Origin of the sequence: Nocardioides ganghwensis, assembly GCF_014779655.1 — a bacterium.
Taxonomy (GTDB): domain Bacteria; phylum Actinomycetota; class Actinomycetes; order Propionibacteriales; family Nocardioidaceae; genus Nocardioides; species Nocardioides ganghwensis.
Genome location: NZ_JACXYX010000012.1, coordinates 1 through 15,406, shown reverse-complemented (window position 1 = coordinate 15,406; position 15,406 = coordinate 1). Strand labels below are relative to the sequence as shown.

The 15,406-nt window shown below is 71.8% G+C and carries 15 protein-coding genes; 2 read left to right on the top strand and 13 right to left on the bottom strand.

Translation table 11 applies throughout. The features are described from left to right. Position 1: 1 nt before the first annotated feature. On the bottom strand, positions 2–1,597 hold the full coding sequence (gene serA / locus IEZ24_RS14230; RefSeq protein WP_242498435.1) for a phosphoglycerate dehydrogenase: 1,596 nt from the start codon (positions 1,595–1,597) through the stop codon (positions 2–4). Positions 1,598–1,764: 167 nt separating this feature from the next. Between serA and IEZ24_RS14225 the strand changes: the two genes are divergently transcribed. Then, a complete protein-coding gene (locus IEZ24_RS14225) occupies positions 1,765–2,337 on the top strand; it encodes a YdeI/OmpD-associated family protein (protein ID WP_129454622.1) in 573 nt (190 codons plus the stop codon). 4 nt (positions 2,338–2,341) lie between these two features. On the opposite strand, the gene IEZ24_RS14220 is transcribed toward IEZ24_RS14225, so the two are convergent. The 7 genes from IEZ24_RS14220 to IEZ24_RS14190 form a co-directional block, all read right to left on the bottom strand. After that, positions 2,342–3,055 carry a DsbA family oxidoreductase gene (locus tag IEZ24_RS14220; protein ID WP_129454621.1) on the bottom strand — a complete coding sequence of 238 codons (714 nt, stop codon included), beginning with the start codon at positions 3,053–3,055 and terminating at the stop codon, positions 2,342–2,344. Positions 3,056–3,094: 39 nt separating this feature from the next. Continuing rightward, positions 3,095–4,594 carry a purine-cytosine permease family protein gene (locus IEZ24_RS14215; protein ID WP_129454619.1) on the bottom strand — a complete coding sequence of 500 codons (1,500 nt, stop codon included), beginning with the start codon at positions 4,592–4,594 and terminating at the stop codon, positions 3,095–3,097. A gap of 77 nt (positions 4,595–4,671) precedes the next feature. After that, positions 4,672–5,700, bottom strand: coding sequence for a ketol-acid reductoisomerase (gene ilvC / locus IEZ24_RS14210; RefSeq protein ID WP_275938079.1), 1,029 nt, complete (start codon positions 5,698–5,700; stop codon positions 4,672–4,674). A gap of 81 nt (positions 5,701–5,781) precedes the next feature. Then, positions 5,782–6,330 (bottom strand): acetolactate synthase small subunit, encoded by a 549-nt coding sequence (gene ilvN, locus IEZ24_RS14205; protein WP_129454617.1) that lies wholly within the window; start codon positions 6,328–6,330, stop codon positions 5,782–5,784. Between the two features lie 76 nt (positions 6,331–6,406). Beyond that, positions 6,407–8,164, bottom strand: a complete 1,758-nt coding sequence (locus IEZ24_RS14200) for an acetolactate synthase large subunit (protein ID WP_129454615.1) — start codon at positions 8,162–8,164, stop codon at positions 6,407–6,409. Positions 8,165–8,411: 247 nt separating this feature from the next. Continuing rightward, positions 8,412–9,101 carry a 4a-hydroxytetrahydrobiopterin dehydratase gene (locus tag IEZ24_RS14195; RefSeq protein ID WP_129454613.1) on the bottom strand — a complete coding sequence of 230 codons (690 nt, stop codon included), beginning with the start codon at positions 9,099–9,101 and terminating at the stop codon, positions 8,412–8,414. 40 nt (positions 9,102–9,141) lie between these two features. Further along, positions 9,142–10,158 (bottom strand): S66 family peptidase, encoded by a 1,017-nt coding sequence (locus IEZ24_RS14190; RefSeq protein WP_129454611.1) that lies wholly within the window; start codon positions 10,156–10,158, stop codon positions 9,142–9,144. 25 nt (positions 10,159–10,183) lie between these two features. Between IEZ24_RS14190 and IEZ24_RS14185 the strand changes: the two genes are divergently transcribed. Next, complete coding sequence (locus IEZ24_RS14185) at positions 10,184–10,636, top strand: DUF6973 domain-containing protein (RefSeq protein ID WP_129454610.1); 453 nt, start codon at positions 10,184–10,186, stop codon at positions 10,634–10,636. Here the strand turns inward: IEZ24_RS14185 and IEZ24_RS14180 are convergent. From IEZ24_RS14180 to ilvD, 5 genes are read right to left on the bottom strand one after another with little or no spacing between them, the layout of a single operon-like run. Continuing rightward, a complete protein-coding gene (locus IEZ24_RS14180; RefSeq protein WP_129454814.1) occupies positions 10,620–11,075 on the bottom strand; it encodes a deoxycytidylate deaminase in 456 nt (151 codons plus the stop codon). The genes IEZ24_RS14185 and IEZ24_RS14180 overlap by 17 nt on opposite strands. Positions 11,076–11,077: 2 nt before the next feature. Further along, complete coding sequence (locus IEZ24_RS14175; RefSeq protein WP_129454608.1) at positions 11,078–11,494, bottom strand: VOC family protein; 417 nt, start codon at positions 11,492–11,494, stop codon at positions 11,078–11,080. Between the two features lies 1 nt (position 11,495). After that, positions 11,496–12,257 carry a GNAT family N-acetyltransferase gene (locus IEZ24_RS14170; protein ID WP_129454606.1) on the bottom strand — a complete coding sequence of 254 codons (762 nt, stop codon included), beginning with the start codon at positions 12,255–12,257 and terminating at the stop codon, positions 11,496–11,498. Beyond that, complete coding sequence (gene kynU, locus IEZ24_RS14165; RefSeq protein WP_242498434.1) at positions 12,254–13,459, bottom strand: kynureninase; 1,206 nt, start codon at positions 13,457–13,459, stop codon at positions 12,254–12,256. Before kynU ends, IEZ24_RS14170 begins: the two co-directional genes overlap by 4 nt. Positions 13,460–13,511: 52 nt before the next feature. After that, positions 13,512–15,203 (bottom strand): dihydroxy-acid dehydratase, encoded by a 1,692-nt coding sequence (gene ilvD, locus IEZ24_RS14160; protein WP_129454603.1) that lies wholly within the window; start codon positions 15,201–15,203, stop codon positions 13,512–13,514. Positions 15,204–15,406 lie beyond the last annotated feature (203 nt).

The window sequence follows — 15,406 nt, the reverse complement described above, 5'->3', positions numbered from 1 at the left end:
GTCAGGACAGGTCGACCGCGCGCACGGTGGCGGCCTGCATGGCCGTGGCGATCTCGGCGAGGGTGTCGGCCGGGATGGCCGAGTCCACGCTCAGCGCGACCAGTGCCTCGCCGCCGCGGTCCTGGCGGGAGACCTGCATGCCGGCGATGTTGACCGCGGCGTCGCCGAGGATGCCGCCGACGACGCCGACCATGCCCGGGCGGTCCTCGTAGGTCACGAAGGCGAGGTGCGTGGTGGGCTCGATGTCGACGTCGAAGCCGTTGACCTCGACCAGCCGCTCCTTCTGCGACAGGCCGACCAGCGTGCCGCTGACCGAGACCTGCGTGCCGTCGGCGAGAGTGCCGCGCAGCGTGATCAGGTTGCGGTGGTCGGGGCTCTCGGCCTCGGTCACCAGGCGCACCTCGGTGCCGCGCTCGGCGGCGAGGAGCGGGGCGTTGACGTAGGAGACCTGCTCCTCGACGATGTCGGCGAACACGCCCTTGAGGGCCGCGAGCTCGAGCACCTTGACGTCGAACTCGGTGATCTCGCCGCGGACCTCGACGTCCAGCTGCTGGGCCACCTCGCCGGCGAGGGCGGTGAACACCCGGCCGAGCTTCTCGGTGAGCGGGATGCCGGGCCGGACGTCCTCGGCGATGACCCCGCCCTGGACGTTGACGGCGTCGGGGACGAGCTCGCCGCTCAGGGCGAGCCGGACCGAGCGGGCGACGGCGATGCCGGCCTTCTCCTGCGCCTCGTCGGTCGACGCCCCGAGGTGCGGCGTCGCGACGACGTTCTCGAGCTCGAAGAGCGGGCTGTCGGTGCAGGGCTCGCTGGCGAACACGTCGAGGCCGGCGGCCGCGATCTGCCCGGTCTTGAGGGCGTCGTAGAGGGCATCCTCGTCGACGATCCCGCCGCGGGCGGCGTTGACCAGGACGAGGCTGCGCCTGGCCTGCGCGAGCTGGTCGGCACCGATGAGGCCGAGGGTCTCGGGGGTCTTGGGCAGGTGGACGCTCATGAAGTCGGACTCGGCGAGCAGCGTGTCGAGGTCGACGAGGCGGACGCCCATCTGGGCGGCGCGGCCGGCCTGGACGTACGGGTCGTAGGCGATCACCTTCATGCCGAACGCGCTCAGTCGCTGCGCGACGAGGACGCCGATGCGGCCGAGGCCGACGATGCCGACGGTCTTCTCGTAGAGCTCGATGCCGGTGTACTTCGAGCGCTTCCACTCGCCGCCACGCAGTGCGGCGTGGGCGGGGCTGATGTGGCGGGCGGCGGCGAGCATCAGCGCGACGGCGAGCTCGGCGGCGCTGACGATGTTGCTGGTCGGGGCGTTGACGACCATCACGCCGGCCTGGGTGGCGGCCTTCACGTCGACGTTGTCGAGCCCGACACCGGCCCGCGCGACGACCTTGAGGCGGTGCGCCGCGGCGAGCGCCTCGGCGTCGACCTTGGTCGCGGACCGGACCAGGATGGCGTCCACGTCGGCGATCGCCGGCAGCAGCTCGGCGCGGTCGGCGCCGTTGCAGCTGCGGATCTCGAAGTCCGGCCCGAGCGCCTCGATCGTGGCGGGGCTCAGCTCTTCGGCGATGAGTACGACTGGCTTGGCGGGTGCGTTCACAGCGGGGTCCTCGTGATGATCAAGGGCGGTCCGGGACTGCACGACGCTGTGCCCGGCACACACTACCCGTGGGTCGGGCGTGCACCCCATCGCCCCACATACCGGGACGTCGGCCTGCCGGAGCGGCCACCCGACCCGATGTCCCCGGTCGCGCCTACGCTGCGGGGATGGGTGCGATGGACGACGCCGAGCGGCTGGAGCTGGCGACCGTCGAGGAGTGGAGCGGGTGGCTGCGCGAGCACCACGCCCGGCCCGGCGGGGTGTGGCTGGTGACGCCGCGCAAGGCGGCGGACAGGCCGTTCTCCTACGAGGAGTCCGTGCTCGAGGCGCTGCGGTTCGGCTGGGTCGACTCGACCGTGCGCCCGCTCGACGAGCTCCGCTCGATGCAGTGGTTCGCGCCCCGCCGTCGCGGCAGCATGTGGACCCGCATCAACAAGGGCCGCGTCGCGCGGCTCGAGGCGGCCGGCCTCATGGAGCCCGCCGGCGCTGCGGCGGTGGCCGTCGCCAAGGACACCGGCATGTGGACCCTGATGGACGACGTGGAGGACTGCGTCGTGCCCGACGACCTCGCCGCCGCCTTCGACCGCCACCCCGGCTCCCGCGCGCACTGGGAGTCCTGGTCACCGTCCGCGCACAAGATGATCCTGGCGTGGATCGTGCTCGCGAAGAGGCCGGAGACCCGGGCGGCACGGGTCGAGTCCACGGCCGAGCAGGCCGCCCGCGGCGAGAGGTCGCGCTGACGCGTCAGATCGCGCAGCCGTCTGGACCGCACGCCTCGCCGCCGTCGCCCGTCGCGAGCACCTCGATCCTCGGGTGCGACTCCGACCAGGCGCGGTCGAGCACCTGGCTGAAGACCTCGACCGGTTGCGCGCCGGAGACGCCGTACTTCTCGTCGACGACGAAGAACGGGACGCCGCTCGCCCCGTAGGCCTGCGCCTGCTCGATGTCGGCGTGGACCTCGGCGGTGAGCTCGGTGCCCGCGAGCACCTCGTCGACGCGTACGGCGTCGAGCCCGGCTGCCACGGCGACCTCGCGCAGCACGTCGTGGTCGGCGACGTTGCGGGCCTCGGTGAAGTACGCCTGGAGCAGTGCCTCCTTCACCCGCCCCTGGAGCTCGGTGCCGCCCTGCTGGTGCGCGAGGTGGATGAGCCGGTGGGCGTCGACGGTGTTGAGGTGCAGGGTCTCGGAGAGCCGGTAGACCAGGCCCTCCTCGGCCGCGACGGCCTCCACCCGGTCCTGCATCTGCTGCGCGCCCGCGGGCGACTGGCCGTACTTGCGGGCCAGCATCGACGCCGTCTTCTCCGTCGGCGTGGTCGGGGCGCCGGGGTCCAGCAGGTACGACCGCCAGTGCACCTCCACCTCGTCGGCGTGCTCGAACTCAGCGAGCGCCTTCTCGATGCGGCGCTTGCCGATGTAGCACCACGGACAGACGACGTCGGACCAGATCTCGATCTTCACGCCCGGCCCAACACCCGCCCCGACGTGCGTGTTCCCGCGTCAGGCCTCCTGCCGGCGCACCGTGCCCCGGCGGGCGACGTACGTCACCGCGAACCCCAGGACCAGGGCGAGCAGCACGCCCAGGTTGGCGTAGGGCCAGTTGCCGTCCCAGTAGGGCCCCGCCGGGTCGTCGACGTAGGTCCCGAGGCCGAGTGGCCCGAGGAAGTAGCCCTGCCAGTTGTTCCACGCGGCGTCGACGGCGAAGTTGTTGACCACCAGCCCCCAGCCGACGACCGAGGCGCCGACCATCGTGGCGACCGAGGTCCAGTCGACGGCGCCGTAGCGACCGCCGCTGTCGAAGAGCGCCTCGTCGTCGTAGTCCCGGCGGCGCAGCGCGATGTCGGCGACCATGATCCCCGCCCACGCGGCCAGCGGCACGCCGAGCGTGATCAGGAAGCTCTGGAACGGGCCGAGGAAGTCCTCGGCGAAGAAGACCACCCACACGGTGCCGCACGTGAGGATCACCCCGTCGATGAAGGCCGCGACGGGCCGCGGGACTCGTACGCCGAGGGAGAGCAGGGTCAGGCCCGAGGAGTAGATGCCGAGCACGGCACCGCTGACGAGGGCGAGGATCGCCGTCAGCAGGAACGGCACGAGGAACCACGTCGGCAGCAGCGTGCCGAGGGTGCCGATGGGGTCGGCGACGATGCTCGCGCTGAGGTCGGCCGAGGAGGCGGCGAGCAGCAGGCCGAACACCACCAGCAGCACCGGTGCGACCGCTCCGCCGAAGGTGTTCCACCCGACGATCGCGGAGCCCCTCGCGTCGCGGTGCTGGTAGCGCGACCAGTCGGCCGCGATGTTGATCCAGCCGAGCCCGAAGCCGGTCATCAGCATCACGAGCGCGCCGACCACCTGCTGGGTGCTGCCGGCGGGGACGGCCTGCACGGCCGACCAGTCGATCTCGTCGAGCGTCAGGCCGACGTACACGATCGTCGCGATGCCGGTCAGCCAGGTCAGCACAGACTGCATGCGCATGATGACGTGGTAGCCGGCCACGCTCGCGGAGACGATGAGGGCCGCCACGACGACGGTGGCCACCACCTGGGTGGTCGTGCCGGCGGACCAGCCGAGCTGGTCGAAGATCGTGGCGGTCGCGAGCACGGCGAGGATCGCGAGGAACGTCTCCCAGCCGATCGAGACCAGCCACGAGACGACGCCGGGCAGCTTCTGTCCCTGCACGCCGAAGGCCGCCCGGCTCAGGATCATGGTGGGCGCCGACCCGCGCTTGCCCGCGATCGCGATGACCCCGCACAGCGCGAACGACACGACGACGCCGACCACCGTGACGACCAGGGCCTGCGCGAACGAGATCCCGAACCCCAGCACGAACGATCCGTAGCTGATGCCGAAGACCGAGACGTTGGCCGCGAACCACGGCCAGAACAGGTCGCGCGGGCGTGCGGTCCGCTCCGACTCCTCGATGATCTCGATGCCGGTGGTCTCGACGCCGAGGCGTCGGGTCCGCTCGAGCCCGGACGCGGGCGTGGTCGTGTTGCTCATGACGGCATCGTCCCACGCGTACGGCGCGCCGGATCGCCCCTTCAGGTGGTCCGACGCGCCGTACGGATGAGCCGGGGTCAGCGGGCGGCGGTGCCCTCGGTGTAGTCGGAGTCGTGCGACTTCACCCAGGCCATGAGCTTGCGCAGCTCGCGGCCGGTCTGCTCGATGGGGTGCGACTCGCCCTTCTTGCGGAACTCGGTGAACTCCGGCGAGCCGTTGTCCATGTCGGTGATGAACCGGTCGGCGAACGCACCGCTCTTGATGTCGGCGAGCACGTCCTGCATGTTCTTCTTCACGTCCGGCGTGATCACGCGCGGGCCGGAGACGTAGTCGCCGAACTCGGCGGTGTCGGAGACCGACCAGCGCTGCTTGGCGATGCCGCCCTCGTACATGAGGTCGACGATGAGCTTGAGCTCGTGGAGGCACTCGAAGTAGGCGACCTCGGGCTGGTAGCCGGCCTCGATGAGCGTCTCGAAGCCGTACATCACCAGCTGCGAGGCGCCGCCGCACAGGACGGCCTGCTCACCGAACAGGTCGGTCTCGGTCTCCTCGGTGAACGTGGTCTTGATGCCGCCGGCACGCAGGCCGCCGATGGCCTTGGCGTACGACAGGGCGAGCGGCCAGGCGTTGCCGGAGGCGTCCTTCTCGACCGCGACCAGGACCGGGACGCCGCGCCCGTCGACGTACTCGCGGCGCACGAGGTGGCCGGGGCCCTTGGGGGCGACCATGAAGACGTCGACGCCCTCGGGCGGGGTGATGTAGCCGAAGCGGATGTTGAAGCCGTGGCCGAAGACCAGGGTGTCGCCCGGGGTCAGCGCCGGCTCGATCTCCTCGGCGTACAGCTTGCGCTGGTGCTGGTCGGGGGCGAGGATCACGATCAGGTCGGACTCCTCCGCCGCCTCGCGGGGCGTGAGCACGCGCAGGCCCTCGGCCTCGGCCTTGTCGCGGCTCTTCGAGCCGGGCTGCAGGCCGATGCGGACGTCGACGCCGGAGTCGCGCAGGGACAGCGCGTGGGCGTGACCCTGGCTGCCGTAGCCGATCACGGCGACGTTCTTGGCCTGGATCAGGCTCAGGTCGGCGTCGTCGTCGTAGAACATCTCAGCCACTGGGGGCTCTCCTTCATGGGTTGGTGTCACTCGGTGATCGAGCAGCCGCGAGGTACGGGGGCGGCGTGTCGAGATCTGGGGTCAGGTGGCGATGGCGGACACTGGTGCGGGTACGGCGACCGGGCGCTGCGGGCGCTCGCTGATGGAGCGCGAGCCCCGACCGATCGCGACCATGCCGGACTGCACGAGCTCACGGATGCCGAAGGGCTCCAGCACGCGCAGCAGGTCGGCGAGCTTGGCGGCGTTGCCGACGGCCTGGATGGTGACCGCGTCCGGCGCGACGTCGACGACCTTCGCGCGGAAGAGCTGGACGGCGTCGAGCACCGCACCACGGCTGGCCGCGTCGGCGCGGACCTTCACCAGCAGCAGCTCGCGGTTGACCGAGCCGGGCCCGTCCAGCTCGACGATCTTGATGACCTCGACCAGCTTGTTGAGCTGCTTGGTGACCTGCTCGAGCGGGGACTCGTCGACATTGACCACGATGGTCATCCGGGAGATCTCCGGGTGCTCGGTCGGGCCGACGGCGAGGCTGTCGATGTTGAACCCGCGGCGGGAGAACAGGCTGGCGATCCGGGCGAGGACGCCCGGCTTGTTCTCCACCAGCACGGACAGGGTGTGCTTGGTGCTCATCGACGTCCTCGCTTCGCTCCGGGCGCCGACGAGGCACCGGTCAGGCTGTGTGGAATGGTGATCTCGCTTCGCTCGCTCACAGGTCATCCTCGTCGAACTGGGGCGCGAGGTCCCGTGCGTACTTGATCTCGTCGTTGCTCGTGCCGGCGGCCACCATCGGCCACACCATCGCGTCGCGGTGCACGCGGAAGTCCACCACGACCGGCTGGTCGTCGATCGCCATGGCCTTCTCGATCGTGGCGTCCACGTCGTCCGGCGACTCGCACGCCAGGCCGACGCAGCCGTAGGCGTCGGCGAGCTTGACGAAGTCGGGGATGCGCTTGGAGTGCAGGTCGGTGTTGGAGTAGCGCTCGTTGTAGAAGAGCGTCTGCCACTGCCGCACCATGCCGAGCGACTCGTTGTTGATGATCGCGACCTTGATCGGGATGTCGTTGATCGCGCAGGTGGCCAGCTCCTGGTTGGTCATCTGGAAGCAGCCGTCACCGTCGATCGCCCAGACCGTGGTGTCGGGCATCCCGACCTTGGCGCCCATCGCGGCGGGGACGGAGAAGCCCATCGTGCCGAGGCCCCCGGAGTTGATCCAGGTGTTGGGCTTCTCGTAGTCGACGAACTGGGCGGCCCACATCTGGTGCTGGCCCACGCCCGCGACGTAGATCGACTCGGGACCGGCGATGTCGCTGAGCCGCTCGAGGACGTACTGCGGGGCCAGCGAGCCGTCGGTCGGCGCGTCGTAGCCGAGGGCGTAGCTCTTCTTGACGCCGGCCAGGAACGCGATCCACGCCTCGTAGTCGCCGTCGGCACCCTCGGCCTGGAGGAGCGCGACGAGCTGCGCGATGACCTCCTTGCAGTCGCCGACGATCGGCACGTCCGCGTGGCGGTTCTTGCCGATCTCGGCCGGGTCGATGTCGGCGTGGATGACGAGGGCCCCGGGCGCGAACGAGTCGAGGTTGCCGGTGACGCGGTCGTCGAAGCGCGCGCCGAGGCTGATGATGAGGTCGCTCTTCTGCAGCCCGGCGACCGCGGCGACGGTGCCGTGCATGCCCGGCATGCCGAGGTGCTGGGGATTGCTGTCGGGGAAGGCCCCGCGCGCCATCAGCGTGGTCACGACCGGGATGCCCGTGAGGGCGGCCAGCTGCGCGAGCTCGCGGTCGGCGCGAGCGCGGATCACGCCTCCGCCGACGTAGAGGACGGGCCGCTTCGCCTCGCGGATCAGGCGCACGGCCTCCTTGATCTGCTTGGCGTGGGGCGTGGTCACGGGCCGGTAGCCGGGCAGGTTGAGCTCGCTCGGCCAGGCGTACGTGGTCTGCGCCTGCAGGGCCGACTTGGCCACGTCGACGAGCACCGGGCCGGGGCGCCCGGTCGAGGCGATGTGGAAGGCCTCGGCGATCGTGCGCGGGATGTCGGCGGGGTCGGTGACGAGGAAGTTGTGCTTGGTGATCGGCATCGTGATGCCGCGGATGTCTGCCTCCTGGAAGGCGTCGGTGCCGATCATCGAGGCGCCGACCTGACCGGTCACGGCCACCAGGGGCACCGAGTCCATGTGCGCGTCGGCCAGCGGCGTGACCAGGTTGGTCGCCCCCGGCCCCGACGTCGCCATGCACACGCCCACCCGGCCGGTCGCCGCGGCGTACCCCTGGGCGGCGTGCCCGGCCCCCTGCTCGTGACGGACCAGGATGTGCCGGATCCGCGTGGAGTCCATCAGGGGGTCGTACGCCGGGAGGATCGCGCCGCCCGGGATGCCGAAGATGTCCGTGACGCCGGCCGCCTCGAGGGACGTCACCAGGCTCTGCGCGCCCGTGACCGATCCGCTGCCCTGTCCGCCCTGCTCCGTCATGTCCTTCTCTCCTGCGTCTGGCTGTCCACCAACTGAGCCCATAAAAAAGCCCCTCGGCCCGGTGGGCGACGAGGGGTGACGCGCGTGCTTGTGGCCGGAGGGCCTCAGCTCACGCGTCGCGTGCGTACAAGAATCTCGGTGCGCATGCGACAACCGTCGTCGCCGGGACGGTCCGGCGTCAAGCGAGTGTGACAGTCGTCCCAAGATGTGGAACAGCCGTCTCGGAATGTGGCGGGCGGGAGGCCCGTCACCCGCGGTCGAGCGGGGTGCAGATGCAGGACCGGTTGCCGTCGGCGTCCTCGACGACCCAGTAGGACGGCGCCGCGGCGTCGCTGACGAGCCGCCCGCCGGCGTCGAGGACCGCCTGCAGCCGCCTCTCCCCCTCGTCGTGCGGCACCCACACGTCGAGGTGCCAGCGCTGCTCGTGGTCCTGCTCGGGCAGCACCGGCCCGGCGTCGTCCTCGCTCGCGGCGGGCTCCTGGAACCAGAGCGTCGACACCTGGCCGCTGGGGTCGACGGGCTCGCCGCCCTGCACCTCGCCGCCGATCAGGGCGGCGTAGAACGGCGCGAGCCTCGCGCCGTCCGCGGTGTCGAGCCCGGGCTCGACCTGGGTCAGCCCCGACACGTCGGCGGTCGCGCCCAGCTCGGCGGCGAAGCCGCTGATCCGCCGGGCCAGGTCGACGTCACGGCTGGTGATGCCGCCCACGTCGTGGCTGGAGAGGGTCACGATCACCTCGGGGTAGGTCAGCGAGATGTCGGGGTGGTGGTCGGCCTCCTCGGCCGCTGCGCCGATCCTGTCGACGAGGGCGAGCCCGGTGGCGAAGTCGCCGGTGCGGAAGCGGGCCCGGAGCCGGTTGAGCACCTTGCGCCAGTCGTCGAGTCCTGCGGCGAGGATCTCGTCGTGGGTGAGCCTGGTCTTCGGGTCCGGGTCGCTCATGCGGACGACACTGCCACGGCCCACCGACAGCGGCTACCCGTCAGGCCAGCGTCTGGGTGATCTCCCGTGTCCCGCCGTCGACGACGACCCTGGCCAGCGCCCCGTTGACGAGCGGCAGGTGGGGCGGCACGTGCCCGATCTCGAGGTCCCACACGATCGGCAGGTCGAGGCGGCCGAGCGCGTCGAGCACCGCCCCGCGTTGGGTGAGGTCCGGGTGGTCGGGGGCGTTCGTCCGGCCGACCAGCACGGCTGCGGCGCGGTCGAACCACCCGGCGAGCCGCATGCCGTGGAGGTAGCGGCAGATGTCGACCGCGTGGTCCTCGCACGCCTCGACGTAGACGACGGTCGGGCCGTCCAGCCCGTCTGCCCACGCCCGCACGTCGCCGTACGGCGTGCCGGCGAGGTGGGCGACGGTCTCGATGCAACCGCCGATGAGTCGACCGGTGACGTCGAGGCTGCCGCCGCCCTCGACCTCCCACCGGCCGTCCCCCACGTGCTTCCACGTCGTCGCACGCGGGTCCTCCTCGAAGCGCCACCAGTCGGTGACGAGCCCGGACCCGCGCTGGACGAACGGACCGGCGCCACTGACGAGCTCGAGCCAGTGCAGCAGTCCGTCGGGGACGGCGTACGGCGTGTCGGCGAGGTTGTCGCCGTGCAGGGTCGCCCACCCGAGGCGGGTGGTGATGGGGAGCATCACGGTCGTGAGGTCGGAGAAGCCGACCAGCCACGTCGGCTCGACAGCGGCGAGGGCGTCCCAGTCCAGCAGGTCCACCAGGTCGATCGCCGTCTCGCCGCCCCACGGCGGCACCACGCAGGCGATGGCCGGGTCGGCCAGCATCCGGGTCAGCTCGGCCGCCCGCTGCTGCGCCGGGGCCGAGGTGAGGCCGGTGCCGTCCATGCACTCCCCGACCTCCACGTCGTACCCGCGCCCGCGCAGCCAGTCGATGCAGAAGTCGATCCGCGCAGCCGCATCACCCGAGGCCCCGGCGGACGGGGAGGTCACGCCGATGCGGTCACCCGGACGGAGGGGACGCGGGAAGCGGAGTGGTGGAGCCATGGACTGATTCTGACAGTCTGTGTCCATGGGTTTCGGTGACGTGGTGCAGCAGGCCATCCATGCAGGCACCGGCGTGCCGCGGCTCTACGCTGCGGCCATCAGGATCGGCCTCGGACCGGCCGGCGCGGTCGAGGTCCTGCGGATCTCGCAGGCCGCCCTGTCCGCGGCCGCCACCCACGGTCGCGGCGTGCCCGGGCGCAGCAACGCCCTGCGGCACTTCATGTGGCAGGCCGCGCTCACCGCGCGCTTCGGGGCCGACGCAGCGCGATCGATCGCCGCGGCGCAGGAGTCCGGGACCCCCAACCGGCGCGACTCGCGCGTCGACGAGCACAACAACGCGGCCGGTCAGGCGTACGGCGCCGAGCACGCCGACGACCTGGCGGGGCTCTCGCCGTCCGAGGCGATGACGAGCCTGGTGCCCGTGGCGCTGGCGATGTGGGAGGCGGGCGAGCTGGTGTGGGTCAGGCCCAGGAGGTGAGACCCGGGCGGTCGTGCTCGCCCCCCGGCCAGACCGCGCGCACCACCCCGGCCGCCGCCAGGGCCTTGCGGCACCCCGGGCAGGGCGGGTCGGTGATGTACGCCGTCGCGCCCTTGGTGTCGCGGGTCGCGAAGAGCAGCGCGTTGACCTCGGCGTGGATCGCGATGCAGAACCCCGGGGTGCCCGGCCGGTCGTAGTCGCCGAGCCCGGGCACGTCGTCGTACCCGAGCTGGCCGCGCGGGCACGCGCCCGCCAGGCAGTCGTCCTCGCCCGGAGCGGCCCCGTTGTAGCCGGTGGCGATGATCCGGTGGTCGATGGTGAGGACCGCGCCGACGCGTCGGCGGGTGCACTTGGCCCGCGCGGCGACGGCGGTGGCGATGCCGAGGAAGTAGTCGTCCCAGCCGGGGACCTGCCCGGGGACCTGGGTCGCGTCGGGGATGCTCACGGGAGTACGGACTGCCCGATCTCGCCGGGGTTGTAGGCGACTTCCCAGCGGAACCCGTCGGGGTCGGCGAAGTAGCCGGAGTACCCGCCCCAGTCGCGCTCGCTGGCCTCGCCGACCTGCGAGGCGCCCGCCGCGCGGGCCTGCTCGAGGACGGTGTCGACGCCCTGCGTGGTGGCGAGGTTGTGCGACAGGGTGACGGGCGGCGTGCCGCCGCGGGCCGGTGCGTGGCCGACCTCGGCCGCGAAGCCCGTCTCGACCCACAGGCTCAGCACGACCTTCTCGGCGACCCGGAACATCAGCACCTCCCCCGGCACGTCGAGCTCGGGCTCCCAGCCCAGCCCGTCGACGTAGAAGCGACGGGTCACGTCGAGGTCGGTCACCACGAGGGTGATGAAGCTGACGCGCTGGTCCATCTCAGGCCTCCTGCTGGGCTTCCTGCTGCGGGCGGGCGGCCAGCCGGGCGCGCTGGCGGCCGTCGTCGTCGAAGTTGTCGTCGTCGAGCCAGGCGTCGAGGGCCGCGCGGACCCGCGGCCACTCGAGGTCGGTGATCGAGAACCAGTCGGTGTCGCGGTTGCGCCCCTTGTAGACGAGGGCGTTGCGGAAGCGGCCCTCCCAGATGAAGCCCAGCCGGATCGCGGCGCGCCGAGACGGGCCGTTGAGGCTGTCGCACTTCCACTCGTAGCGGCGGTTGCCGAGGTCGTCGAAGACGTGGCGCGCCAGCAGCGACATCGCCTCGGTCGCGGCCCGGCTGCGCTGCAGCTGGCGGCCGAAGGCGATCTGGCCGACCTCGATCGAGCCCATCTCCGGGTCGATGCGCATCAGCGAGCAGAAGCCGACCGCGCGGCCGGTCTCCGTCGCCACGATCGCGAGCATCACCCGGCCGGGGTCTGCCGCACCGTCGTCGACGATCGCCGCCATCTCGTCGCGGGCGCGCGGACGCTCCCACGACAGGTAGGTCCAGATCGGCTCGTCGTCCTCGCGGCACAGCGCGGCGAACAGGTCGTCGACGTGCTGGGGGCCCACCGGCTCGAGTCGGACCCCCCGTCCCTCGAGGACCACGTCCTTCGCAGGTGCCGTCGCCCCCGTCCACTCGACGGGTCGCCCCAGCGGCTGGCCGTGGTCGTTGGTCGTCCGGGTCCGGGTCGCCGAGAGCCGCACCCCCACCGGGCCGGTCATCGCAGCGCCTCCGCCACGGCCGCGATGCCGCGCTCGACCTCGTCGAAGGAGGTCGACAACGGCGAGAGCCCGATCCGGAGGCCGCCCGGGTCGCGGTAGTCGGGGATCACGTCGCGCCGCCACAGCCGGGCGGTGACCTCGCGCATCCGGTCGTGGTGGAGCGTCACGTGACCACCGCGGAGCGCCGCATCACGGGGCGAGGCGAGGGTGACCTCGGGCAGCGTCGCGTCCGCGAGCTCGACGGCGTACGACGTCAGCGCGACGGACTTGGCACGGATCGCGTCGATGCCGGCCTCCTCGACGAGCTCCAGCATGCTCTGCATCGCGACCATGCCGAGGATCGGCGGCGTGCCGGAGATGAACCTCCGCATGCCCGGCGCGGGCGTGTAGCCCGGCCCCATGAGGAACGGGTCGGCGTGGCCCATCCAGCCCTGGATCGGCTGCGTGAGCTCTCCCTGGAGGCGGGTGTTGACGTAGCCGAAGGCGGGCGAGCCGGGACCGCCGTTGAGGTACTTGTAGGTGCAGCCGACGGCCAGGTCGGCGTCCCACTCGTCGAGCGCGACCGGGACGGCCCCGGCGGAGTGGCACAGGTCCCAGAGGACGAGCGCGCCCGCGGCGTGCGCGATGCGGGTGAGCTCCGGCGCGTCGGCGAGCCAGGCCGACCGGTACGCGACGTGGTTCAGCACCACGAGGGCGGTGCACTCACCGACGGCGTCGGTGAGCTGGTCGGCGGTGACGCCCGTCGACGTGTCGACCTCGATCCACCTCAGGGTCAGGCCGCGCTCGGCGGCGATCCCCTCCGCGACGTAGCGGTCGGTCGGGAAGTTGTCCGTGTCGATCACGATCTCGGTGCGGCCCGGATCGGTGCGTACGGCGTGGTCGACGGCGGCGCGCATCAGCTTGTAGAGCCAGACCGTGGTCGAGTCGCCGACGGCGGTCTGGCCGGCCGCCGCGCCGAGGGTGACCCGGCCGAGGTCGTCGCCCAGGCGGGTCGGCAGCTCCATCCAGCTCTCGTCCCAGCCCCGGATGAGCCGACCGCCCCACTCCTGCCGGACGAACTCGCCGAGGCGGTCGGCGGCGGACGCCACGGGTCGGCCCAGCGAGTTGCCGTCGAAGTAGACGAGGTCGGTGTCGGCGCCGACGAACCGCTCACGGAACCGGGCGAGGGGGTCGGCGGCGTCAAGCTCTGCTGCGGTCGTCACCACGGCAACCTATCGCCGCCCGTTCCCCACGCGACATGCACCGGGCCCACGGTCAGTAGCAGACCGCACCGTGGGCCGCCGACTGGACGACCTTGCGGTACTTGCCGAGCACGCCGCGGGTGTACTTCGGCGGCAACGGCTCCCAGCCCTCCGCGCGGGCGGCCAGCTCGGCCTCGTCGACGTGGACGTCGAGGGTCATGTTGGCCACGTCGAGGGTGATCTGGTCGCCGTCGCGGAGGAACGCGATCGGACCGCCGTCACTGGCCTCGGGCGCGATGTGGCCGACGCAGAGTCCGGTCGTTCCTCCTGAGAAGCGGCCGTCCGTGATGAGCAGGACGTCCTTGCCGAGGCCGGCGCCCTTGATCGCGCCGGTGATGGCCAGCATCTCGCGCATGCCGGGGCCGCCCTTGGGGCCCTCGTAGCGGATCACCACGACGTCGCCTGCCTTGATCGCGCCCTCACCCAGGGCGTCGAGGGCCTTGCGCTCGCCGTCGAAGACGCGGGCCGTGCCGGTGAAGGTCGAGTCGTCGAACCCGGCGCTCTTGACGACCGCGCCCTCAGGTGCCAGCGAGCCCTTCAGGATCGTCAGCCCGCCGGTGGCGTGGATGGGCCGGTCGAGCTGGCGCAGGATCTCGCCGTCGAGGGGCTTGGGGTCGAGGGCGGCGAGGTTCTCCGCCATCGTCTTGCCCGTGCAGGTGAGGACGTCGCCGTGCAGGTGCCCGGCGTCGAGCAGGGCGCGCAGCAACACCGGGATGCCGCCCACCCGGTCGAAGTCGGTCCACACGAACCGGCCGAACGGCTTCATGTCCGCCAGGTGCGGGACCTTCCGGCCGATGCGGGTGAAGTCGTCGAGGGTCAGGTCGACCTCGGCCTCGCGGGCGATCGCGAGCAGGTGCAGGACGGCGTTGGTGGAGCCGCCGAGGGCCATCGCCATCGCGATGGCGTTCTCGAAGGCGGGCCGGGTCATGATCTGGCGCGCGGTGATGCCCTGGCGCAGCATCTCGACGACCGCCTCGCCCGACTTGTGGGCGAAGCCGTCGCGGCGGCGGTCCACCGCCGGCGGGGAGGACGAGCCGGGCAGCGACATGCCGAGAGCCTCGGCGACGCTGGCCATGGTGTTGGCGGTGTACGCCCCGCCGCACGCACCCTCGCCGGGGCAGATCGCCCGCTCGATCTCGTCGACCTTCTCGCGCGAGATCTTGCCGGCCAGGCAGGCGCCGACGGCCTCGAACGCGTCGATGATCGTGACGTCCTTGCCGTCGACCTGACCGGGCATGATCGTGCCTGCGTAGAGGAAGACGCTCGCCAGGTCGAGGCGGGCCGCGGCCATGAGCATGCCGGGCAGGGACTTGTCACAGCCGGCGAGCAGCACGGACCCGTCGAGCCGCTCCGCCATCATCACTGTCTCCACCGAGTCGGCGATGACCTCGCGGCTGACCAGCGAGAAGTGCATGCCCTCGTGGCCCATGGAGATGCCGTCGGAGACCGAGATCGTGCCGAACTCCAGCGGGAAACCGCCCGCGGCGTGCACGCCGTTCTTCACCGCCTTCGCGAGCCGGTCCAGCGAGAGGTTGCACGGCGTGATCTCGTTCCAGCTCGAGGCGACGCCGATCTGCGGCTTCTCCCAGTCGTCATCACCCATGCCCACCGCGCGGAGCATGCCCCGGGCGGCGGCCTTCTCGAGTCCGTCCGTGACATCGCGGCTGCGGGGCTTGATGTCGGGTCCGTCGGCTGCGTGGGTCATGGCGTCAGGCTAGTGGCCGCTCCCCCGGATGGCCCCGTGCGTCTCACCCGGTCGCCACGTCCGCCCGGTCAGCCGGTGCGGCGGCGTCGGATCTCCTGGCGTCGTCGTTCGAGCTGTTCCTCGCGCCACTCGACCTCGGCGACGAACTGGTGCACGGCCGGATGGTCGACCGGGACCCCCCACCGCTCTCGCTCGCGGCGCCG